The 19,812-nt window shown below is 39.9% G+C and carries 23 protein-coding genes, 1 tRNA gene and 1 pseudogene; 8 read left to right on the forward strand and 17 right to left on the reverse strand.

Annotated features, from left to right (window positions below):
- Nucleotides 1-67 precede the first annotated feature (67 nt).
- From CFPU101_RS03335 to CFPU101_RS03345, 3 genes are all read right to left on the reverse strand, one after another.
- The gene (locus CFPU101_RS03335; protein WP_206813920.1) at nucleotides 68-1,546 is read right to left on the reverse strand and encodes a carotenoid oxygenase family protein; all 1,479 of its coding nucleotides are present in this window, start codon (nucleotides 1,544-1,546) and stop codon (nucleotides 68-70) included.
- A 56-nt stretch (nucleotides 1,547-1,602) separates the two neighbouring features.
- Nucleotides 1,603-3,072: a folate/biopterin family MFS transporter gene (locus tag CFPU101_RS03340; protein ID WP_206813921.1), complete on the reverse strand. Its 1,470-nt coding sequence runs from the start codon at nucleotides 3,070-3,072 to the stop codon at nucleotides 1,603-1,605.
- A gap of 148 nt (nucleotides 3,073-3,220) precedes the next feature.
- Nucleotides 3,221-3,853 (reverse strand): DUF3038 domain-containing protein, encoded by a 633-nt coding sequence (locus tag CFPU101_RS03345; RefSeq protein ID WP_206813922.1) that lies wholly within the window; start codon nucleotides 3,851-3,853, stop codon nucleotides 3,221-3,223.
- 139 nt (nucleotides 3,854-3,992) lie between these two features.
- Here CFPU101_RS03345 and CFPU101_RS03350 point away from each other — a divergent pair, with 139 nt between their 5' ends.
- From CFPU101_RS03350 to CFPU101_RS03360, 3 genes are read left to right on the forward strand one after another with little or no spacing between them, the layout of a single operon-like run.
- Nucleotides 3,993-4,511, forward strand: coding sequence for an adenine phosphoribosyltransferase (locus tag CFPU101_RS03350; RefSeq protein ID WP_206813923.1), 519 nt, complete (start codon nucleotides 3,993-3,995; stop codon nucleotides 4,509-4,511).
- A gap of 13 nt (nucleotides 4,512-4,524) precedes the next feature.
- On the forward strand, nucleotides 4,525-5,577 hold the full coding sequence (locus CFPU101_RS03355; RefSeq protein WP_206813924.1) for an ABC transporter permease: 1,053 nt from the start codon (nucleotides 4,525-4,527) through the stop codon (nucleotides 5,575-5,577).
- 1 nt (nucleotide 5,578) lies between these two features.
- Nucleotides 5,579-5,872: a hypothetical protein gene (locus CFPU101_RS03360; protein ID WP_206813925.1), complete on the forward strand. Its 294-nt coding sequence runs from the start codon at nucleotides 5,579-5,581 to the stop codon at nucleotides 5,870-5,872.
- Between the two features lie 35 nt (nucleotides 5,873-5,907).
- On the opposite strand, the gene CFPU101_RS25940 is transcribed toward CFPU101_RS03360, so the two are convergent.
- From CFPU101_RS25940 to rpmB, 11 genes are all read right to left on the reverse strand, one after another.
- A complete protein-coding gene (locus tag CFPU101_RS25940; RefSeq protein WP_277988724.1) occupies nucleotides 5,908-6,288 on the reverse strand; it encodes an aminotransferase class III-fold pyridoxal phosphate-dependent enzyme in 381 nt (126 codons plus the stop codon).
- Entirely contained in the window at nucleotides 6,288-7,139 is an 852-nt protein-coding gene (locus tag CFPU101_RS03365; protein ID WP_277988725.1) for an aminotransferase class III-fold pyridoxal phosphate-dependent enzyme, read from the reverse strand. The genes CFPU101_RS25940 and CFPU101_RS03365 overlap by 1 nt, the downstream gene beginning before the upstream one ends.
- Nucleotides 7,140-7,499: 360 nt before the next feature.
- On the reverse strand, nucleotides 7,500-8,885 hold the full coding sequence (locus CFPU101_RS03370) for a transglutaminase domain-containing protein (RefSeq protein ID WP_206813926.1): 1,386 nt from the start codon (nucleotides 8,883-8,885) through the stop codon (nucleotides 7,500-7,502).
- Nucleotides 8,886-9,012: 127 nt separating this feature from the next.
- A tRNA-Glu gene (locus tag CFPU101_RS03375) sits at nucleotides 9,013-9,085 on the reverse strand.
- A gap of 72 nt (nucleotides 9,086-9,157) precedes the next feature.
- On the reverse strand, nucleotides 9,158-9,715 hold the full coding sequence (locus CFPU101_RS03380) for an NYN domain-containing protein (protein ID WP_206813927.1): 558 nt from the start codon (nucleotides 9,713-9,715) through the stop codon (nucleotides 9,158-9,160).
- A 76-nt stretch (nucleotides 9,716-9,791) separates the two neighbouring features.
- Nucleotides 9,792-10,460 (reverse strand): energy-coupling factor ABC transporter ATP-binding protein, encoded by a 669-nt coding sequence (locus tag CFPU101_RS03385; RefSeq protein WP_206813928.1) that lies wholly within the window; start codon nucleotides 10,458-10,460, stop codon nucleotides 9,792-9,794.
- A 110-nt stretch (nucleotides 10,461-10,570) separates the two neighbouring features.
- Complete coding sequence (locus CFPU101_RS03390; RefSeq protein ID WP_206813929.1) at nucleotides 10,571-11,323, reverse strand: phycobilisome rod-core linker polypeptide; 753 nt, start codon at nucleotides 11,321-11,323, stop codon at nucleotides 10,571-10,573.
- 141 nt (nucleotides 11,324-11,464) lie between these two features.
- Nucleotides 11,465-12,046 (reverse strand): phycobiliprotein lyase, encoded by a 582-nt coding sequence (locus CFPU101_RS03395; protein ID WP_206813930.1) that lies wholly within the window; start codon nucleotides 12,044-12,046, stop codon nucleotides 11,465-11,467.
- Between the two features lie 88 nt (nucleotides 12,047-12,134).
- Nucleotides 12,135-12,644, reverse strand: coding sequence for a GNAT family N-acetyltransferase (locus CFPU101_RS03400; protein ID WP_206813931.1), 510 nt, complete (start codon nucleotides 12,642-12,644; stop codon nucleotides 12,135-12,137).
- Nucleotides 12,645-12,663: 19 nt separating this feature from the next.
- Complete coding sequence (locus CFPU101_RS03405; protein WP_206813932.1) at nucleotides 12,664-13,539, reverse strand: NAD(P)-dependent oxidoreductase; 876 nt, start codon at nucleotides 13,537-13,539, stop codon at nucleotides 12,664-12,666.
- A 70-nt stretch (nucleotides 13,540-13,609) separates the two neighbouring features.
- Nucleotides 13,610-13,846: a 50S ribosomal protein L28 gene (gene rpmB, locus CFPU101_RS03410; protein WP_206813933.1), complete on the reverse strand. Its 237-nt coding sequence runs from the start codon at nucleotides 13,844-13,846 to the stop codon at nucleotides 13,610-13,612.
- 150 nt (nucleotides 13,847-13,996) lie between these two features.
- On the opposite strand from rpmB, the gene psb29 reads away from it, so the two are divergent.
- The 5 genes and pseudogenes from psb29 to CFPU101_RS03435 all read left to right on the forward strand — a co-directional run bounded on the left by psb29 (nucleotide 13,997) and on the right by CFPU101_RS03435 (nucleotide 18,236).
- Entirely contained in the window at nucleotides 13,997-14,689 is a 693-nt protein-coding gene (psb29, locus tag CFPU101_RS03415) for a photosystem II biogenesis protein Psp29 (protein WP_206814124.1), read from the forward strand.
- A gap of 90 nt (nucleotides 14,690-14,779) precedes the next feature.
- Nucleotides 14,780-15,730 (forward strand): ABC transporter ATP-binding protein, encoded by a 951-nt coding sequence (locus CFPU101_RS03420; RefSeq protein WP_206813934.1) that lies wholly within the window; start codon nucleotides 14,780-14,782, stop codon nucleotides 15,728-15,730.
- On the forward strand, nucleotides 15,727-16,707 hold the full coding sequence (locus tag CFPU101_RS03425) for a glycerophosphodiester phosphodiesterase (protein WP_206813935.1): 981 nt from the start codon (nucleotides 15,727-15,729) through the stop codon (nucleotides 16,705-16,707). Before CFPU101_RS03420 ends, CFPU101_RS03425 begins: the two co-directional genes overlap by 4 nt.
- Before the next feature lie 8 nt (nucleotides 16,708-16,715).
- Nucleotides 16,716-17,927, forward strand: a complete 1,212-nt coding sequence (gene tyrS / locus CFPU101_RS03430) for a tyrosine--tRNA ligase (RefSeq protein ID WP_206813936.1) — start codon at nucleotides 16,716-16,718, stop codon at nucleotides 17,925-17,927.
- A gap of 76 nt (nucleotides 17,928-18,003) precedes the next feature.
- Nucleotides 18,004-18,236, forward strand: a pseudogene (locus CFPU101_RS03435) (toxin-antitoxin system HicB family antitoxin).
- Between the two features lie 284 nt (nucleotides 18,237-18,520).
- On the opposite strand, the gene CFPU101_RS03440 reads toward CFPU101_RS03435, so the two are convergent.
- From CFPU101_RS03440 to CFPU101_RS03445, 3 genes are all read right to left on the reverse strand, one after another.
- Nucleotides 18,521-19,201 (reverse strand): peptidase E, encoded by a 681-nt coding sequence (locus CFPU101_RS03440; protein WP_242577759.1) that lies wholly within the window; start codon nucleotides 19,199-19,201, stop codon nucleotides 18,521-18,523.
- Nucleotides 19,149-19,286: a hypothetical protein gene (locus CFPU101_RS25390; protein ID WP_242577764.1), complete on the reverse strand. Its 138-nt coding sequence runs from the start codon at nucleotides 19,284-19,286 to the stop codon at nucleotides 19,149-19,151. The genes CFPU101_RS03440 and CFPU101_RS25390 overlap by 53 nt, the downstream gene beginning before the upstream one ends.
- A gap of 236 nt (nucleotides 19,287-19,522) precedes the next feature.
- Nucleotides 19,523-19,777 carry a hypothetical protein gene (locus tag CFPU101_RS03445; protein ID WP_206813938.1) on the reverse strand — a complete coding sequence of 85 codons (255 nt, stop codon included), beginning with the start codon at nucleotides 19,775-19,777 and terminating at the stop codon, nucleotides 19,523-19,525.
- Nucleotides 19,778-19,812 lie beyond the last annotated feature (35 nt).

Consider the following 19,812-nt stretch of genomic DNA (forward strand, 5'->3'; position numbering starts at 1 on the left):
ATTCTAACCGATTTTTTGCCCCGTTAATCGATATAGCCAGGGAATTAAGTCTCTGGCTATCGGTTATCTACACAAAGCATTCTGATGTCCAACTACCATGTAAACCGTAAGGGATATGATGTTTTAGATGGATTGTTGCGATCGGTTTTTGTTCTATATTTTTTCCATCTAGGATAACTACATCAGAACGGTGATGAGAACTATCATATACTAACAGCATAATCCAGCCGTCATCTTCTGCGGTGGAGTTAGGTTTAGGAATAAAAACGGGTTCACTGACATAACCCTGTCTAGCAAAAGAATGTAACTGACGTTCTCCTGTTTGCCAATCAATTTTTAAGATCGCTTGTAAAGGTGCATTTCCTGTAGGATTATGTGCCGCACCAATATAAAGATAGCGATAATTTCTGCCGACTCGATCAGGATGAATTGCTGGAAACTCGCAACAACGCCCCTCTAACAACTCCCGTTCTACGGTTTTTGTGTCTAAATTAACGCTAAATCGCCATAATTTCCCCGGATCTAAGCGATCAAAATCTACCTCTTTGTAACTGATATCGGGGTCAACTTGGGGTAAAGAATCATAACAAATTGAATCAATACAAACTTTATTCCCCTCTTCAAAAGCATTTGCATGATGGAAGACAAACCCTGAAGGTGTTTCAATCATAATCGGTAAGACATCTTTATCACGACGAGAAATCAAAATAATTCGCGTCGGTTGGTTTGCTTGATACTGCACACATTCACCCGCACCTTTTAAACCCAATAAAAAGGGAATCGGGTTAAATCCGACTGGATTTTGAAAGAAAATACAGTAATTGGGTGTAATGGCGAAATCATGAATAAAGGAAAATCCAGGGATACTATGAGAATGACGACGTAATAGTTTACCTTGTAAGTTAAACTCAAAAATCGTCAGACTACTAGAAAGCCCTGATTTTAGCGCGAAATTCACTAAACAAGGTTCACCGTTATCCATTGCACAACTCGGATCGATCCAAGGATGAGCCGAAAAAGCATCACCCGGTTTTAAGAGTCCATCAAGATAATCTATCCCAATCGTTTCTAACGTTTTAGGATCTAAACGATAGGGTTCTGCTGCTTCCCAAAGTGCTAATAGTTTATCACCCCAGTAGATCACATTCGTATTCGCAATATTTTTCAGGCGAAAATCAAAGGCATTATTGAAAAAACCCCCTGGCTTTTGGGTTCCAAAAACACCGCGATAAAGAATTTTACCTGATGCTTGTTCTTGTACATAAGCTTCAGTCTGTACAAAACGGTTCCGAAAATGGACTTTACCATCTTTAAAGGTCACCGCGCTAATCATACCATCGCCATCAAATGGATGACGAATGGGTGTACCATGTATTTCTAGTAAACCAGGGCCATTTCTAAACAGTGTCCCTTGTAAGTCTTGAGGAATTTCGCCCTCGATATCGTCTACCCAATAATCATATTCTGTGGGTTGAGACTGATAACCGTTTCTCCATTCTGTGCGATCGTAGGATTTTTCGGTGGTGTTAAGTAAGTTTGAAGTCATGATGCTGCTTGGGATAAAAATCCAACTCTTAATTAAAATAACGAATCTGAGTCAATTTAGCTTTGGCGGGATTGTTCGGATTTTTCGCCAATTAATCTCGGTACTAATTCAGGAATGTATGGAGTTTCAATCATGGAACCTGTCGCATGATGTTCGATGAGTTCAGTTGGGGGTAAAGATGACACTTTTTGTTGAGTTTCGATAGTTTGCGGATCACCATCTGGAAGCCAACTAATCAGAGGAAGAGGTAATAATGTAGAAACGTTGGTAATAACGACTAATAACCAAAGACGATCAAAGTTATTTTCAGTGACTCCTAACCAATGAGTAAGTAACGCGCCTAATTCTTGGGATAATAAACCCGAAAGGTTCCAAACAGACATCAAAAGGGCAAATAGAGATGCTTCGATCCCCGGTGGACATAATCGCGCCGAAAGGACTAAAACAGGTAGAAAGGCGATTTGTCCCATGACGGTTAAGATCAGACTATCGCCTAAACTAAACCAATGATCATCAATTCCTAAACTACGATTTGTATGGGTGACGAGTAAAAGGGTTGTCATGCCTAAAATAGATGAGATGACAGTACTCCATCCTAAAATTAAGCGAAAGGAAAGGGTTTTGAGGTAACGTTGGTAAACCCAAACCCCCAGTAATGACGCAAAGCTAGTGACTAAGCGTACTCGTCCTAAAAATTCGGGTTCAAAATGAAGGTCATTTGTCGTAAAAAAGAAAAACGCAGAATCAGCACTAGGGGTTGCTTGCCACAGAAAAATAAAGATCATAGGCAAGAGAATCGTTTTTTGAGTAATTGCTTTCCAGAGTTGACGAATTTGCTGTTTTATGCTTATTTTTTCTTGTCCTTTTATCGTTGGATCAGATGAGATTTTAGTTTCGACGATCAACCACGCTAAACCGCAGACAATCAGAGGAAAGATTGCAGTAATCGCAAAAACGGTTCGTGTGGTGAAATGTGCGAGTAATAAGCCACTCAGATAAGCTGTAATTAATCCGCCAAGTGCTGAGACTCCCCATGTTAAGGATTGTAAAGAACCTGCTTGACCGAGTGATTCTTTTCTAGCGCGTTCAACGACGATCGAATCCACAATGACATCACTAACGGCGACGGAGAGGGAAGATAGGAGAATAGCGATCGTTGCTTGTAAAGTCGTTTGAACAACAGTAGCTAGAGCGATCCAAGCGAATGAGCCAAGAATTCCCGAAAGAATCAGATAAGGTCGTCTGCGATAGCCAAAAATAGGAAATCCATCGGATAAAAAACCAAAAACAGGCTTAACGATCCAAGGAAGTGCCGCCACGCCGACTAATGCACCCATTTGGGCTGGACTTAAGCCTAACTCATCTTTAAGAAAAAAACTAACCGCGAGTCGAGCTAAACCTAAAATTCCTTGAACAAAATATACGCCCAGAATTGCCGTTAGTTCAGGGGTAGGTTTATTGCCGAACAGAAAATCTTTTTTAACAGATTTTTTTATTCGATCAATGCTTATAGCTAATAATGCCATGAATTTACATTAATTTTTATAACTTCCCCCTATGATAACTCTAAACAAAAAGTTATAATCTATCGGGAGACTGTCTTATCTAACAACAAAGTGGGCAGCCTAACCCTAAAGTAATGAGTTTAGCGGCTATCAATATTAACTATTGCTCCTAGTTCCCCGACACTTCACCATCAAATAAACTCACCCAGAAACGCTGCATCCCTGTTGTCCCCGTACAAAACAGAAGTTGATTAAGTAAAGATATAGCGAGTTCATTTAGTTCTTCTTCCGAATTGAGATAAATTGAAACTTTAGCGCGACGAGGGTTCATACGGCTACGAAAATTAGAGCGAAATCGTTCTAAATAGTCTGATAACAAAAAATTGGTATCAACAGGTAAATCTTTATCCCGCATCTGTTGTTCTTCAACGAGTAACTTTCTGAGGGTGTAATTTAACTGTTTAGCCCGATAAGAAGCTAAAATAACTAAAGCTTTGGCTTGATCTAGCGTTAAGGTATCACGATTGTACGATCGCCGCCAATAATTCGTACATCTGAGTCGCCATAAAACAATCCGATTTTTAATAATTTGATCTAAACCTAATTCTTGAGCCGTTTTAAACATCGCTTCAACTGCATTAATCTCAAGTGATTCAATCGTCAGTAAGATTAAATCAATCTGTTGCTGTAGACGCAAAACACCACGTTGTCTAGGAAAAGGAAGATCTCTTAAAAGATCTAGAATGACAGGCTTAGCGATCGCTGTAGAATTAGTATCAGACATTATTTGGGTTGAAGTCATGCTTAAATTAGGCTTATCAAAAACAAATTACTATATTTTTTAAAGAATTTTGATGGTGATCCAGCAACAGACAATTATTCTAATTGTATTGTATAGATAAAGCAGTCTCCCTATTCATCTAACCCTAGAATTAGCAAACATGGATCTCAAAACCCTTATTCGTAATATTCCCGACTTTCCCAAACCAGGGATCATGTTTCGTGATATTACTACCTTACTCAACCATCCCGAAGGATTACGATACACCATTGATACTCTAACGGAAAAATGCCAACAAGCAGGATTTAAACCCGATCATATCGTCGGAATGGAATCTAGAGGGTTTTTATTTGGTGTTCCTTTAGCCTATCAACTAAATACTGGTTTTATTCCCGTTCGGAAACCGGGTAAGCTTCCTGCTGCGGTTCATACCATTGAATATGAATTAGAGTACGGGACTGATACACTGGAAATACATCAAGATGCGATCGCGGCTCATCATAAAGTCATAATTGTCGATGATTTAATTGCAACAGGTGGTACCGCTAAAGCAACCGCCGAACTCTTACAAAAAATTGGTTGTGAAGTGTTAGGATTTGCTTTTATCATCGAATTAGTAGACTTAGCAGGACGACAAAAACTCCCAGATAAACCTATCATCACTCTCGTTCAGTATTAAGTTTTCTTAATCAATGACTCAAAGCACCCCTTCAGATCAATTTAGCGATCGTCTTTCTGGTTTACAATCTCTCCTAACCAGTGAAACTGTTTTATACATCATTAAACGAGTTTTACAAGGTCTTCTCACGCTCTTACTCGCTTCTGCTCTTAGTTTTGCCATTATTCAGCTTGCACCAGGTAGCTATCTCGATACCCTATCGCAAAATCCCAAAATCTCCCCAGAAACCCTAGCCCAATTTAAACAAGAATTTGGACTCGATCAACCACCTTTAGTACAATATTGGCGTTGGTTAGTACAGGTGGTGACTCGGTTTAATTTTGGAACCAGTTTCGTCTATTCTCGTCCCGTTACTTCTTTGTTAGTTGAACGTGTTCCCGCAACCCTACTACTCGCCATTTCTTCAATTCTCATCACTTGGGCGATCGCTATTCCCCTAGGGATTCTCAGTGCTGTTAAACAAAATCAACTGAGCGATAAAATACTTAGGGTGCTAAGTTATTTAGGTCAAGGTTTCCCCAGTTTTATTACTGCATTATGCTTATTAGTTATTGCTCAGATGCTTTCCCCCTATTTACCAGTAGGAGATATGACGAGTGTTAATCATTATGAACTGTCTCCCATCGGCAAAATATTAGACATTGCTTGGCATATGATTTTACCAACGATTGCCCTCAGTATTACTAGCTTTGCGGGGTTACAACGGCTGATGCGTGGACAATTATTAGATGTACTCAGACAAGATTATATTCAAACCGCTAGAGCAAAAGGTTTAAGCGAAGATAAAGTAATTTATGTTCATGCCCTGCGTAATGCCATTAACCCTTTAATTACGCTTTTAGGATTTGAATTCGCGGGGTTACTCAGTGGTGCTTTTATTGCTGAATTTTTCTTTAATTGGCCAGGTTTAGGACGCTTAATCTTACAAGCTGTGACCGCGCAAGATTTATATTTAGTAATGGGTAGTCTAATTATGGGGGCTGCCATGCTGATTATTGGTAATTTACTCGCTGATTTACTCCTTAAAGTGGTCGATCCTAGAATTAAACTAGAAGATTTGAAATAAAATGTTTTCTGAAACCTATTATGCAATCCGATCGCGTCAAGATGGACAATATTTAGTAGCGCATATCCCTAACCCCAAAACGGAAACCCAATCTAATTATCTGTTAGTGTTTCGGGAAAATTTTGAAGCCTTGACATATTTGAATACTCATGCTAGGGGTTTAGCTGATCGGTTTTCAGTAGAAACCTTATCGACTAATCAACTGAATGGCGTGATGAAAAGATGGGGGTTTAATGGGATGGGTTTAGTACAAGAACCCCTCGAACCCAAGATCCAATTTTTAGTGAATGGGTAATACCCAATACAGCCAAGTGTAAAGGGTATTTTAAATTACATCAAAACCTTAGCAATTTTCGACATCGCCCAGTCAATTTCCTCTGGTGTAATGACTAATGGAGGTGCAAAACGAATTACATGATCACGGGTTTCTTTTGCTAGTAAACCCTCTTTGGCTAAAGCTTTACAAAAACGTCGCGCCCCTCCTGAAGAGGGATGTAGTTCGACACCAATGAGTAAACCTTTACCCCGTACTTCTTTGATATGTGGACTAGAAAGCGCACGTAATTTTGACATAAAATCGTCGCCATTGACTGCCGCCTGTTCGCATAGATTTTCATCGATAATAACATCTAGTGCAGCATTGCCGATCGCCGCCGCTAGAGGATTCCCGCCAAAAGTGCTACCATGATCGCCTGGGTTAAAAACGTCCATCACTTCAGCAGTAGACAGAAAAGCCGAAATTGGATAAAAACACCCGATAACGCTTTACCAATAGTAATCCCATCAGGTTTTACCCCTTCATGTTGATGGGCAAACATTTTACCCGTTCGTCCTAAACCCGTTTGAATTTCATCGAAAACCAATAAAACGCGATTTCTTTTACAGATTTCTTCGGCTTTTTTCAAGTATCCTTCAGGTGGTACAATAATACCGCCTTCACCTTGAATCGGTTCAACTAAAAAGGCTGCTGTATTCGGTGTAATTGCCTTTTCTAACGCTTCGGCATCCCCAAAAGGAACCACTTTAAAACCGGGGGTAAAGGGTGCAAAACCGTCTTGATATTGGTCTTCTGTTGAAAAACTTACTAAACTAATGGTACGTCCAGCAAAATTGTTTTCACAGACAATTATTTCGGCTTGTTTATCTAGAACACCTTTGACTTGATAAGCCCATTTTCTGACGGCTTTTAATGCGGTTTCTACTGCTTCGGCACCGCTATTCATTGGAAGCACTTTCTCAAGTCCAGAAATTTCCGACAATTTTTGATAGAATTTTCCTAATTGATCATTGCGAAAGGCACGAGAAGTCAAGGTAATTTTCTGGGCTTGCTCAACCATTGCTGCTAAAATTTTTGGATGGCAATGCCCTTGATTTAAGGCTGAATAAGCAGATAAGAAATCTAGATATTTATTTTCTTCAACATCCCAAACCCAGACACCTTTCCCCTCAGTCAATACAACATCTAAAGGGTGATAGTTATTCGCTCCATATTGGGACTCTAGATCAAGATAATCTTGAGTTAAAAAAGACGAATTGAGCCGATCTAATCGGATATTTGCCATTACCATAATTGTTGATATTCTCCAAACGATAGTTAAATATTGCTTCTGTGATACAGATGCACACAAGATGACGCTAGGATTAGATGTTGATACACCCAGTTTTCTAATCCATTGCAAAAAAGGTCAGTAAAAATTACTTGTGATCGAACAGACTCGCTGTTTTGAATTAAAAATTTAGCTTAAGTTTCTAGAGGTGAAACCCGTCACCCATTCTGTTTGTATACAAAACTTAACTTGCATAAGTAGCGAGACTTGTTACGAATTGAAGGTTAATAGACCCTATAAATACTACCATCTCTAAAGCTTTTTGCAAATCCTACGAGGGGGCTTTTGACTTTTAATGATCACTGAATCTAATTTTTAGTTATATTCGACAAGTGTCCAATACTGATCCCCTTGGGTAAATTTTGCTGCGATCGCTACTTTTCTCGAACCAATATTCACGGTTCCTGTAAACATTGTGCCTTGTCGCTCCAAATTTCTCCATTTTTGCGATTCTTGATCAATAATCACCACTTTTAAGGCATTCGGTACATTAATCTGAAAATAAACGGACTGATGCGCGGGTAAAGTTTTGGTTTGAGGAGTAAATAAATAAGCATTATTCTGGGCAAAGTGGGAGTAAGTTAAAGGAAATGCTTCACCTTGTGCCTGTGCAATCACTTTATAGGTAATCGCTTCGGGGTATAGTCCGTCTTGAGCTTTTTTCTTGGAGAAAATTCGGAGTTCATAAGCACCTGCTTGTGGAAAAGCTGCATTAACAAATATTTTATTTTGTTCTCTTTGTGCAAGGGTATAAGATTTGTCCAGTAAACCAGACGCAGATTCCAGACGGGCTGATACGATCGTATCTAAAGGAGCTTCTAGAATTACTTCTGTAGTTCCCTGTGCTTGTATAGTGTTTGTTCGATGACTCACCATCTGTAACCCATCTCGGAAAAATTGCGGTTTAACTTCGGGTAACGACTCAAACTGTTGTTTCGTATAAAGAACGGGTAGCAGTTGCCAAGAGGGGTTAGTCGGAAAATGATCGTAAATAAATTGTGCGGGTGGTGTGGCGAAATAATGGGGGTTATATTTGCGTTTAAACTGTCGATCTTGAAGAATACCTGCACCCCATGTCACATCGACTAAGTACCACGCATTATCGATTTTTACCGCATTCCAAGCGTGGTTTTCATCACTGTTTTGACCGACTCCGTAACTGACTCCTTTCGCCATCCCTGGAATAATTTCAGCTTGTAAACCCATTTCTTTGGCTAAAGCTTGATAGAGAATGGCATAACCCGAACAAATTGCTTTACGGGATTTTAAAACTTCTTCAGGTCTAACAAAGCGATATTGTCCGCTATAGAACATTTCTACATCATAAGCCACATGATGCGCGATCCAGTCATAAATCACTTTTGCTTTCTCGCCATCAGTCACCGCAAATTGAGATAGTTTAGCGGCAAGTTCTGATACAGAAGTACCATTATAGTTTAAGGAAGATGCCTGACGCTCAAGTGTGTTAACTGTCTTACTTCTAATTGCTTCGTCTGTACCTGCTTCAATCTTTTTAGGTTGTTGAATAGCTTTGATTGAGTCTACTACAGCATCGGGGACAAAGCGATCTCGAAGAGATCCGAAAAGCGGTGTGTATTTCCAAGTGAGCCATGTCGAGAGAGCAATTACACTAAAGAAGAAAAACCATGATGGATTTGTTTTAGTTTTGTGGCGACGGTAAGATGAAGCTTTTTTTTTCATTTGTGAATAATGATGAGGAAACGAAGCAAGTCTAATTTAAGATGCCCAACTGAAACACCGAAAAGATAACGGGGCATTTTTTTGATCCTAACCAAAAAAGAACGGCTTTAACCGTTCTCTTTTTAGATACCCCCAAGGGAATTCGAATCCCTGTCGCCTCCGTGAAAGGGAGGTGTCCTAGGCCACTAGACGATGGGGGCTTGTTTTTTTCGGACATTTTCAAATATAACGATAATTTATCAGAAAGTCAAGCATTTTTCTAAAATTTCTTTTCACTCTGGTTTAATCCCGTGCCGTAACTGGGCTAAACGTTGCTGTACCTTGATATCGAGTGAATTAACTAAAAAACGTCTTTGAGGCGGCTTTTTAGAGCGTTGTTTACGCTTGATCTGAAGTTGAGTAAATTCTAAATCGGCTTCAAGCTGTTTCGCACTCAGCCATTCTGCGCCATAGCCTTGTACTGTAAGACGCTGTGCTTGATCGGATGTAGCGACAATCAAACGAGAGGCAACTGGGACGGCACGACGCGAATAATAAGACGCGCAAGTTTTTTCGATGTAGGTATCTGCTGTCTGGGCAAAAGCTGTGAAATAAATCGATAAATTTGGGCTGTAGTCCTCTTGAGTCCCTGGCGTATCCTGATAGTAAGAATCAAAAACAACTTGAGTCTTATAACCGTTGTGGGCGGTATAGTTGGTCAGTTTTTCGACTAACTCATAACGAGCCATTTCTAGACCAAATTGATCACGAGTTTGTTGTAAGGATGACCAAGAACCGATGATGTTATAGCCATCAACCAGAAGTAACGCACAAGGGGAAGAGGTAGACATTGTTTTAAGGGGATTTTTTGCACAGTTAGACAAACAGTAACTACATCTTCCAAGTTTAACAAAAAATTTACGTTTCTTAATCAGAACTTTTCAGGAGTTTTGCTTTCAGTCGTTGAGGGTTTCCTTGAGCGACTACTTTACCGTTCTCGAGTAAAAACGCCCCATCAGCATAATCTAATTCATCAAGACGATGGGTGACCCATAAAGCCGTAATATTGCGATTTTTGACCAGGCGTCGCACTTGGGCCACAAGTTCTAATTGTGTATCGGCATCCAGTAAAGCCGTCGGTTCATCTAACAGTAACACCTCGCAGTGACGGGCTAAAGCACCTGCGATCGCAATTCGTTGTTTTTGCCCACCACTGAGTGCATAAATCGGTCGTCTTTCTAAATCTAATAAATTAACGGCGGCTAAAGCTTCTCTGACACGATCTTTGACAGCCACTAATGATAAATTTTCCTTCACTAAACCAAAAGCCACATCAGCCCCAACCGTCGGCATCACTAACTGATGATCAGGATTTTGGAACACAAAACCCATCGGCTCAATCATGTTTACTTCACCTTTTGAAGGAGTCAGTAAGCCTGCTAAAATCCTCAGTAGTGTAGATTTGCCGCTTCCATTGGTTCCCAACAACATCCAAAATTCCCCTTTTGGTACCTCTAAAGAACAAGATTGCAAAATGGGAGTATTTTCAGACCAACTAAAATCAAGATCTTTGATAGAAATGCCAGAATCAGTCATAAATTTCAATTAAATAGGGGCAGCCACAGATCCACAAGATAACTTAGTTTTTTGACTAAATCATCTCGCCCATCCGCAACTATCCCCTACAAAGAGCATTTTAGTCAGAATTAACGACGAGGTACAGAAGCTGCAATGTCGATATTCTGTGCGCTAACGCGAGGTGTCGGGTTTCCTTTAGCACTTGAAAGACCCCGTGCCATGTCGAGATATAAAGAGGGATCGCCCGCTTTGGCTTTCTTCTCTTGAGGAACATAACGACGGATTTCGTTTTGCCAAACGATTTGAGGGAAGCCCAATTTACCCCGATAGTAGGCATCATAACGAGGCGATTTGATATTAAAAGGAAGTTCTCCTGCTTCACGACCAGGTAAGTTACGACGACGCTGATAGGGGAGTGTGTCATAACCAAAGTTTTCTAGATATTCGTCACTGTTGAGTAACGCATCTACAAAACCTTGAATACCTTTGGTTGCAACTAGGATAGACCAAGTAATTTTTTCTCTTTCGCTGTATACATCACGACCTAATGCCCGTTGTACAGTTTGTTCTACGAAGCGATAGTTACTATTTTTTTCGTAGAAGCTGTTTCTATAGGTATTTGATAAGAGTAAACCGCGAACAAAGTCACGAACGGTAATCTGTCCGTTGCGAAGTTGAGATTCGAGAAAAGGTTCTCTGTCTGCTTTAAAGGCATGAAAGAAGATTTGGCGGTAGGCCGCTTCAATCAATTCACCTAGATCAGCAGGAGACAAGATATTCTCGGTGGTGTAGACTTTTGGTTTTTCATCTCCACCAACTTCGTAACCTGTAACACGCGCATTTTGAGACTTAGGCGCGTATTCTAAGAGAGGAATAGCCATCGAATGAACCTCGTAGTCTTAGACAATTGCAAAAACTTTCCTACTCATCATAAGGGAGTCAGTGCATAAGTGCTGAGATATGTTAAAAATTCTTACAAATATTAAAACAAAGCACGAAAAATCGATCACATTCATCCTCTTTTACCAGCCACTAATTGAGTAAAACGGTTGATCAGCCGTTTCTGATGTTTGAGGTTCGGTTGTTTCCTCGCGGCTTTCAGCACAAAAAGTAGCCGTATTAAAACCACCAAACCGTTGTACTGTACTGGTTCTCAGGCGTAAATCAGGGTTAGCAAACCAGAATCGTTCAATCGTAGACATGGTATCGTATTCTGTAATCAAGACCAGTCCTTCGAGTTCGTCCATGTGATAGCGTCCAGCGATCGGTACAATTTCTGCATAACCCCTTTCTCTGAGTAATACACCCGCCCTAGGATTATCTGCATCGGGAATTAAGGCAAAAACCGTCGTTCCTTCGTGATTTTCGTCGTCTTTATCCCATGCCATTGAGCCATCCCAACTGACAAACGCGCCACCAACCGCTAGTGATGGATCATACTCGTGCATTTTACATATCTCAATCACTTTTGGATGGTTTGCATCGAGTGCTTCGACATAAATATCTGATCCACCCGTTTCAGCGCGTCTAAAGGCTAAATGATGGGTTGTGCGTTGCGATTTCCAGCGTCCCCCACTGTGCTGAAAAAATTCCATCGCGTCCATATTATTTGACTCCTTGATTGATTGCTACTTAATCTAATGTAACTAACCCGCTCATACAATGTGAAGATAAATGAAGTGCAGCGATCAATTAAACATTCTTAAACTCTGAATGATATTTGACGGTTCCTTTTACATTTTGTAAAGCACCGTTTTCTGATTCCAAAACCAAAAAGACCTCATCAGGTACGTGGTACTCACATTTTAATCCTTTTTCACTGGCACAGAAGAAGCCAAAACGCTGATAATAAGACGGTTCACCTAAAACAACTACAGCGCGGTAACCTGATTGAAAACACTCTTTTAGTCCGTGTCGTACTAACATTGAACCGATACCTTGTTGTTGATATTCGCTCTTTACAGCTAATGGTGCTAATCCAAGAATTAGAAGATGCTCAGGATCAGTTCCTTCAATTGTAACGGGACTGAAGAAAATGTGACCGACGACTTGTTTGGCTACTATGGCGACAAAGGAAAATGTGTTATGAACTAATCTTAATCGCTCAACAAGATTAGCTTCATTCTCTCGTTTAAAGGCAGCGAGATTAACTTGACGAACTGCTTTAAAATCTTTATTTTGTTCGGCTTGAATTTCTATCATAAAGATCAAAAATACTTATTTAGTCTAGATAAGCCCGACTCATTGCTTGTGTGCCTTGTTCTGCTCCTTGCTCCATTTGGGCTACTATTTTAAATAAACGATCGGCTAATTCAACTCCAGGTAGATTTTCCTGACTAGCGGCGACAATTTCTTGCACAAATCGTAAATCTTTTAGAATATGTTTAATCATAAAGCCCGGTTCTAAATTCTCTGCAACAATTTTCGGGCCTAAATTCGCTAACGCCCAAGAACCAGCCGCGCCTGTTTGACAAACCTCGATCATTAAACTGGGGTCAATTTCTTGGATTTTTGCCATTTTAATCGCTTCACACAAGGCTACCATATGAATCGCCCCTAACACCTGATTACAGAGTTTAACGGCTTGTCCACTACCCACTGCACCACACAAACGAATGGTTTTGCCCATTGCTGTAAAATAAGGCTGACACTGAGCAAAATCTTGTTCATTGCCACCCACCATAATCGTTAATGTTCCCTGAAGGGCCCCAATATCACCCCCAGAAATAGGTGCATCAAGAAACCGTAAATCATGTTTTTCTAATTCTGAAGCGATTTTTTTGGCTGCTTGACTGCCAATGGTACTCATATCGACAATTAAAGTACCTGCTTTGGCTTTTCGGACTACCCCATTCTCCCCCAATAATACTTCTTCGACATCAGAAACATCGCCAACACAGGTAAAAATAATTTCAGCCGTTGTTACAGCGTCTTGAATAGAATTTACGACATTTGCCCCTGCTTGTTTGACGATTTCTACACCAGTCGTATTTGAGGTACGATTCCAAGCATTGACAGAAAACCCTTGACGGACTAAGTTTACCGTCATTGGTGCGCCCATGACACCAAGTCCTAAGAATGCGAGTTGATGAGTCATAAAATAATGTCTTTAAAAAAAACAAGAGGGGTATCAAGACCCCAAAACCTGTTCATGTAAGAATAAAAATTTAATAGTGATTAAGATTAATCCCTGCTTCTTTAGCCATTGCTTGAATACCTCTGGTTTCGAGGGTTTTAATTGCTTTAGTCGAAATACGAAGTCTAACCCAACGGTTGCCTTCTGCCCACCAAATGCGCTTCCATTGTAAATTAGCTTGTTGTAGTTTTTTCGTACGGCGGTGCGAGTGGGAAACTGCGTAGCCATTATTCGCCTTTTTGCCTGTCAATTCACATCTACGAGACATTTAATTCTCCTCTTTGTCGGTTATAGTCCAATTGTCTATCATAGCTAAATGTATAGAACACTTACAACTGAGTTATTGGACAAAAAATAATTGCAAGTGGGAACTTTACAAGAGAGAATGAAAATACTGTCTCATTTAAAATCTTGTTCTGTGGAAAAAGTACGCACCGTTTCTGATAGTAAACGCAATTTTCATACCTATCATACCCGCCCCATCAATTCAGTTTATCGGCGAGTTGTCGAAGAATTGCTGGTAGAACTTCATTTGCTATCGGTCAATGCAGACTTTCGCTATGATCCTATTTATGCTGTTGGCGTAATCACCTCTTTTGAGCGTTTTATGCAAGGATATCGCCCAGAACAGGATAAATCATCGATTTTTACGGGTATTTGTCGTTCTGTTGGGGCTGACCCCGAACAATATCGCCGTGATGCCGAATCACTCATTGCAGCAGCAAAAGGATTATCTTTAGATAGCTTCATCTCTAATTCTGCAGGCGATAATCAAATTGTTTCTACTTTAAATGCGATCGCTTCTGAGGGTCAATTCAAATACAGTCGTTTGTTCGCTATTGGACTCTATACCCTATTAGCAGAAGCAGATCCCTCTATTACACAAGAAAAAGAAAAGCGAGATCAAGTCTTAGCTAAAATTGCTGAAAAATTACATCTTCCTGGTGAAAAGATGCAAAAAGATCTTGATATCTATCGTGGGAATCTTGACAAAATGGATCAATTACTTACTGTCATCGAAGATGCTTTAGAAGCAGAACGCAAAAAACGTCTACAAAAAGAACAAGAAAAACAAGAAGCAGAAGCGAAAAACCATTCGAGTTTTGCGTAAATTATTTTGATGAAGGAGTGTTTGATGGTTCTGACACTTCTTTATCAATGTTCGTGTTAATTAGGTAAAAGCTTCTAGTTGATTGATTTTATGGAACCCGAATACGCAATCGCTACTTACCAACTGACGAAACAATATGATCGCCATATTGCGGTTAATCAAGTAGAATTGCAAGTAGAAAGCGGGGAAGTTTATGGACTAATTGGGCCAAATGGTGCAGGAAAAACGACCTTAATCCGAATGTTAGCCGCTACCGAAGAACCGACAACAGGAGAAATTTATATTTGTGGGGAAAAATTACTTAGAGATGGTAATAATCCTCGACTGAAGCAACGTTTAGGCTATCTTCCAGATGATTTTCCTTTATATGATGATCTCACCGTTTGGGACTATTTAGACTATTTTGCGCGATTATATCATCTCAAGCAACCTCATCGCCGTTATCGTCTCAATGAAGTTTTAGAATTAGTACAACTCACGGCAAAACGTCATAGTCTCATTTCAACTCTTTCACGCGGGATGAAGCAACGTTTAAGTTTAGCCAGAACGATTATTCATGAACCGATGATACTCTTATTAGATGAACCCGTCTCAGGTTTAGATTCCATTGCGCGAATGCAGTTTCGAGAAATTATCAAAACGTTACAAAGTGCGGGAATGACGATTCTGATTTCCTCTCATGTGTTAAGTGATTTAGCAGAACTGTGTACCTCGGTTGGTATTATGGAATTGGGCTATTTAGTCGAGAGTACATCCCTCAAAGAGTTATATCAGCGTTTATCGCGTCAACAGATTATTATTTCTACATTAGATAAATTAGAAAAATTAGAATCATTTTTAAAAAATGCGCCATATATCGACGGATGGGACAGAATACCAGAACAAAATAGTTTAAAAGTCGGTTTTTCGGGCGGAAACGAAGAAAGTGCAGCGTTATTACGATCGCTGATTAATGCAGGTATCCCAATTTCTGAATTTCATTGTACCCAAGAAGATTTAGAAACAATCTTTTTAAAATTAGGTCATCAACAAGCCTCATGAAGCCGATTATTATAGCTCATCGGGGGGCGAGTGGTTATCGTCCTGAACATACCCTAGAAGCTTATGAGTTAGCAATTGTTTTAGGATCTGATTTTATTGAACCCGATCTCGTTTCTACTTCAGATGGTATTCTCATCGCACGTCATGAAAATGCTTTAGCCATTTTAGATCCGATTACTGATCAAGTGATCGAAGCGACAACGAATATTACAGATTTACCTCAATTTAGCGCTCGTTTAACAACGAAAATCATTGATGGAAAACCGCTTACAGGTTGGTTTACTGAAGATTTTACCGCAGCAGAAATCAGAACCTACATCCGTGCTAGAGAAAGAATACCTCACATCCGTCCGCAAAATATCCAGTATAATGATCGCTTTTTAATTCCGACTCTACAAGAAATTATCGATTTAGCCCAACAAAAAAACATTGGTATCTATCCCGAAACCAAACACCCTAGTTATTTTGCTTCTATTGAACTTGCTCTAGAAGAACCTTTGATCAAAATCTTAACCGAGAATGGCTATACCCAAAAACATGATCCTGTTTTTATTCAATCTTTTGAAGTTAGTAACCTACAAAATCTAAAAACCTTAACCTCATTACCCTTAGTTCAGCTAATCAGTGATCAAGGTCATCCGTTTGATCGTCTGGGTTTATCTTATAGCGAAATGATCACCCCTTCAGGACTCGAACATATTGCTACTTATGCAAATGCGATCGGGCCAAATAAAAATTTATTACGTGTGCGTAGTAATTTAATCCAGAATGCTCATCAAGTGGGTTTGCAAGTACATCCTTATACCTTTCGCAATGAGGATATTTTTTTACTAAGTGAGTTTAAAGGTGATCCTCAAGCAGAATATCGTTTTTTCTATCAAATGGGAGTGGATGGAGTGTTTACTGATTATCCCGATACCGCCATTCAAGTCCTAGATGCGAGAATCTCGTATAATGGATGGTCTGACAAATTTTAGACACAACAATGACATTATCTTCACTCGACTGGTTAATGCGTGGAACCAGTGAAATTTTTCCGAATCAAACAGACTCCGAGAACGAGTCGGAAAACTTAGTTAAATTATTACAGAAATCTGAACGACCATTACGGATTAAACTAGGGATTGATCCAACAGGTAGTGATATCCATTTAGGTCATAGTATCCCATTTCGGAAACTGCGAGACTTTCAGGATGCAGGACATACGGCTGTCGTCATTATTGGTGATTTTACCGCACAAATCGGCGATCCAACGGGAAAATCGGAAGTTCGTAAACAACTCACAACTGAACAAGTTCGAGAAAATGCGAGTCAGTATTTAGAGCAACTTCGTCCTATATTAGATTTTGAGACACCCAATAGACTTGAAATTCGCTATAACTCTGAATGGTTAAGCGGTTTAGATTTAGGGAAAATTTTAACCCTACTTTCTACGATGACGGTAGGACAAATGTTAGCCAAAGAAGGTTTTTCGGAACGTTTCCTTAAAGAAAACCCGATCTTTTTACATGAATTTCTCTATCCATTAATGCAGGGATATGATTCAGTCGCTGTTGATGCAGATGTGGAACTTGGGGGAACCGATCAAAAGTTTAATATTGCAGTCGGTCGTGATTTACAACGCTATTTCGGCAAAAAACCGCAATTTGGATTATTATTACCGATTCTTATTGGGACAGATGGCACTCAAAAGATGTCGAAATCTCTGAATAATTATGTCGGTTTGCGAGAAGATGCTTTATCGATGTATTCCAAGTTAGAAAAAGTTCCCGATGCTTTATTAAAGAATTATTTCGAGCTATTGACAAAATTACCACTCAATACAATACCAGAAAATCCCAGAGAAGCCCAAAAATTATTAGCCTTAGAAGTAACTTCACAGTTTCACGCGCTAGAAGGAGCGAAAATTGCTCAAGAAACAGCCTTAAATCTGGTTAAAAAAGGAGATGCAACAGCAGCAGAAGCAGTTCCCGAATATGACTTATCTAAAGTCGAATTTCCTGCCAAACTTTTTTATATTCTTTCTTCTAGCGGTTTGTGTAAAAGTAGTGGAGAGGGAAGAAGACAAATTCAAGGCGGTGCAGTAAGATTAGATGGCGATCGTATTTCTGATGTTGATCTGACATTTGATACACCCGAACAACTGACAGGAAAAGTCTTACAAGTCGGTAAAACTAAATTTGCTCGTTTGGTTTAATTATTCTGGAACTTCGCTCAAGGTTGGTAGAGCAGAGTGTCTTACGTGGAGAATACAAACTGTAGGAGGAACGAAAATGGGAACTTTGACCATTCGTTTAAGCGATGATAAACATACCCGATTAAAAGAACTTGCACAAACTAGAGGATTAGTGTGAATAAATTAATTGAAGAACTGTCTACTATTGCATTAACTGAATTTGATACAATGACTCGTTTCAGAGCGATCGCTGCTAGTGGTAATCCCGAAGAAGGTTTACAATTATTAGCTAAACTCGATTCTTTCTTTTCTACTCAAAAAGAAAGTTAACAGTCTAGTTTAACCTAAGTTTTTCTTAAAGTATACTAACCCTCAAGGATCTTGCTATATTTACGATGACCGCCTAACCTCTCTCTAAGCTTGTTCCTATCTGGGTAGTAAATTAATTTAACCGACTTTTGGGCAGATGGGAAGGAAGTTAACCCGATCTCCCCATCCGCTTCCACTCAATCTAACTCCGTTAAAAATTGCCCCTAAAAGCCCTACTAACCTCAAAACGATAGTTGCAATGCACCAAAATGTTTTGACAATCCAAGCGAGTTGTTATACGGCAATTAGCATAGATACCTGGTCTCCAGAGATTCTTCAATGATTTGTCCATCTTCCCTCAGTTTTACTTGATACGCTTTTGCTGCTGGTCTTGAAGTAACAACTTCCATAACTTGTTGCCCTTCAAACAACACTGCCGCTCCGTCATCAATTCCAATACCAGGAGGCAATTCACCGTTTTTGATTAGCTGATGAAAGTCGGCTCTTCGGTTGGATTCACTATCGTAGTGTGGTGTGCAACTACCCCGAACTAACCCCAAACCTTGCAACGAACTCAGCTTACCAACCCAAGTTGAGTCACTTCCACCATATTCAAACCAACAAATTGCACCAGCACTCATCCCAGTTAGTAAGATGCCAGATCGCCAAGCCTTCCTCAAAATCTCGTCGATATTCCACTCTCGCCATACTGCAAGCATTGCGCGAGTATTTCCCCCACCCACATAAATCAAGTCTTGATTCAACAGATGTTGTTCAATATCAATTAATGGGATTGCACTTGATCGCGGTTGACGAAAGAAAGCAAGATGTGATGGTTTGCAGGAATACCTAGCAAATGCTGTGTAGAAACGTGAAAGGAAGTCTTCTGAATCGCCGCTAGCAGTAGGAATAAAGCAGACTTTGGGAGCGGTTTTACCCGTGCAGTTTAGACAGTACTGATCCAACAGTAGATTCTCTGGTTCCATTAAGAAACCGCCACCACCAATTGCGATCAACTTTGAAACCATACAAGATAAATCGTTCAATTTTTCCCCTAATATAAAATAACATAAAAGTAACCAAATCCTAAGTAAACCTTCGTTTCACAATTGGCTACCTAAACCAGATTGCAGGTTTTTCCCACTCCCTTTTGAATCTGTAAGCAGCATACCCCGCCAATATATACATTCCCCTCACTTCGTTTCAAGTCGGGGCGGGTGCTGGTTAGGGGTAAAACCTCTAAAACCCCCAATCGGGCGGACAAGAAAAAAGTGATTTTTTCTTACTTATCCTATTAACTAATCGAGCTAACAATCATCTTCTTTCCCATCTGCCCAAAAATAGCCTTGAACAAACTCATCAAAAGAACGAAATCTCCCAGTCTCAAAATCATCTAAACCCTGTTGTATTCCATTAATTGCTTCTTGATAATCTGTTGCTTCCCACTCCAAAATACGGGTGAGCAGTTCGGCTGCAACAAGAGAAATATCTTTGCCCTGATGTGCGGCTTTATCACGAAGTTGGGCTTCTATTTCCGAACTCAGATTAACAATAATTGCCATAAATTTAATCTAGCATCAAGTCGGTAACAGTTATT

Source organism: Chroococcus sp. FPU101 (assembly GCF_017312365.1).
Taxonomy (GTDB): domain Bacteria; phylum Cyanobacteriota; class Cyanobacteriia; order Cyanobacteriales; family Microcystaceae; genus Chroococcus.

Bases quoted from the DNA above. Each gene is read 5' to 3' on its own strand.
- CFPU101_RS03335 (WP_206813920.1), bottom strand. From the start codon at position 1,546: ATGACTTCAAACTTACTTAACACCACCGAAAAATCCTACGATCGCACA.
- CFPU101_RS03340 (WP_206813921.1), bottom strand. From the start codon at position 3,072: ATGGCATTATTAGCTATAAGCATTGATCGAATAAAAAAATCTGTTAAA.
- CFPU101_RS03345 (WP_206813922.1), bottom strand. From the start codon at position 3,853: ATGACTTCAACCCAAATAATGTCTGATACTAATTCTACAGCGATCGCT.
- CFPU101_RS03350 (WP_206813923.1), top strand. From the start codon at position 3,993: ATGGATCTCAAAACCCTTATTCGTAATATTCCCGACTTTCCCAAACCA.
- CFPU101_RS03355 (WP_206813924.1), top strand. From the start codon at position 4,525: ATGACTCAAAGCACCCCTTCAGATCAATTTAGCGATCGTCTTTCTGGT.
- CFPU101_RS03360 (WP_206813925.1), top strand. From the start codon at position 5,579: ATGTTTTCTGAAACCTATTATGCAATCCGATCGCGTCAAGATGGACAA.
- CFPU101_RS25940 (WP_277988724.1), bottom strand. From the start codon at position 6,288: ATGGACGTTTTTAACCCAGGCGATCATGGTAGCACTTTTGGCGGGAAT.
- CFPU101_RS03365 (WP_277988725.1), bottom strand. From the start codon at position 7,139: ATGGCAAATATCCGATTAGATCGGCTCAATTCGTCTTTTTTAACTCAA.
- CFPU101_RS03370 (WP_206813926.1), bottom strand. From the start codon at position 8,885: ATGAAAAAAAAAGCTTCATCTTACCGTCGCCACAAAACTAAAACAAAT.
- CFPU101_RS03380 (WP_206813927.1), bottom strand. From the start codon at position 9,715: ATGTCTACCTCTTCCCCTTGTGCGTTACTTCTGGTTGATGGCTATAAC.
- CFPU101_RS03385 (WP_206813928.1), bottom strand. From the start codon at position 10,460: ATGACTGATTCTGGCATTTCTATCAAAGATCTTGATTTTAGTTGGTCT.
- CFPU101_RS03390 (WP_206813929.1), bottom strand. From the start codon at position 11,323: ATGGCTATTCCTCTCTTAGAATACGCGCCTAAGTCTCAAAATGCGCGT.
- CFPU101_RS03395 (WP_206813930.1), bottom strand. From the start codon at position 12,046: ATGGACGCGATGGAATTTTTTCAGCACAGTGGGGGACGCTGGAAATCG.
- CFPU101_RS03400 (WP_206813931.1), bottom strand. From the start codon at position 12,644: ATGATAGAAATTCAAGCCGAACAAAATAAAGATTTTAAAGCAGTTCGT.
- CFPU101_RS03405 (WP_206813932.1), bottom strand. From the start codon at position 13,539: ATGACTCATCAACTCGCATTCTTAGGACTTGGTGTCATGGGCGCACCA.
- rpmB (WP_206813933.1), bottom strand. From the start codon at position 13,846: ATGTCTCGTAGATGTGAATTGACAGGCAAAAAGGCGAATAATGGCTAC.
- CFPU101_RS03420 (WP_206813934.1), top strand. From the start codon at position 14,780: ATGGAACCCGAATACGCAATCGCTACTTACCAACTGACGAAACAATAT.
- CFPU101_RS03425 (WP_206813935.1), top strand. From the start codon at position 15,727: ATGAAGCCGATTATTATAGCTCATCGGGGGGCGAGTGGTTATCGTCCT.
- tyrS (WP_206813936.1), top strand. From the start codon at position 16,716: ATGACATTATCTTCACTCGACTGGTTAATGCGTGGAACCAGTGAAATT.
- CFPU101_RS03440 (WP_242577759.1), bottom strand. From the start codon at position 19,201: ATGGAACCAGAGAATCTACTGTTGGATCAGTACTGTCTAAACTGCACG.
- CFPU101_RS25390 (WP_242577764.1), bottom strand. From the start codon at position 19,286: ATGTTATTTTATATTAGGGGAAAAATTGAACGATTTATCTTGTATGGT.
- CFPU101_RS03445 (WP_206813938.1), bottom strand. From the start codon at position 19,777: ATGGCAATTATTGTTAATCTGAGTTCGGAAATAGAAGCCCAACTTCGT.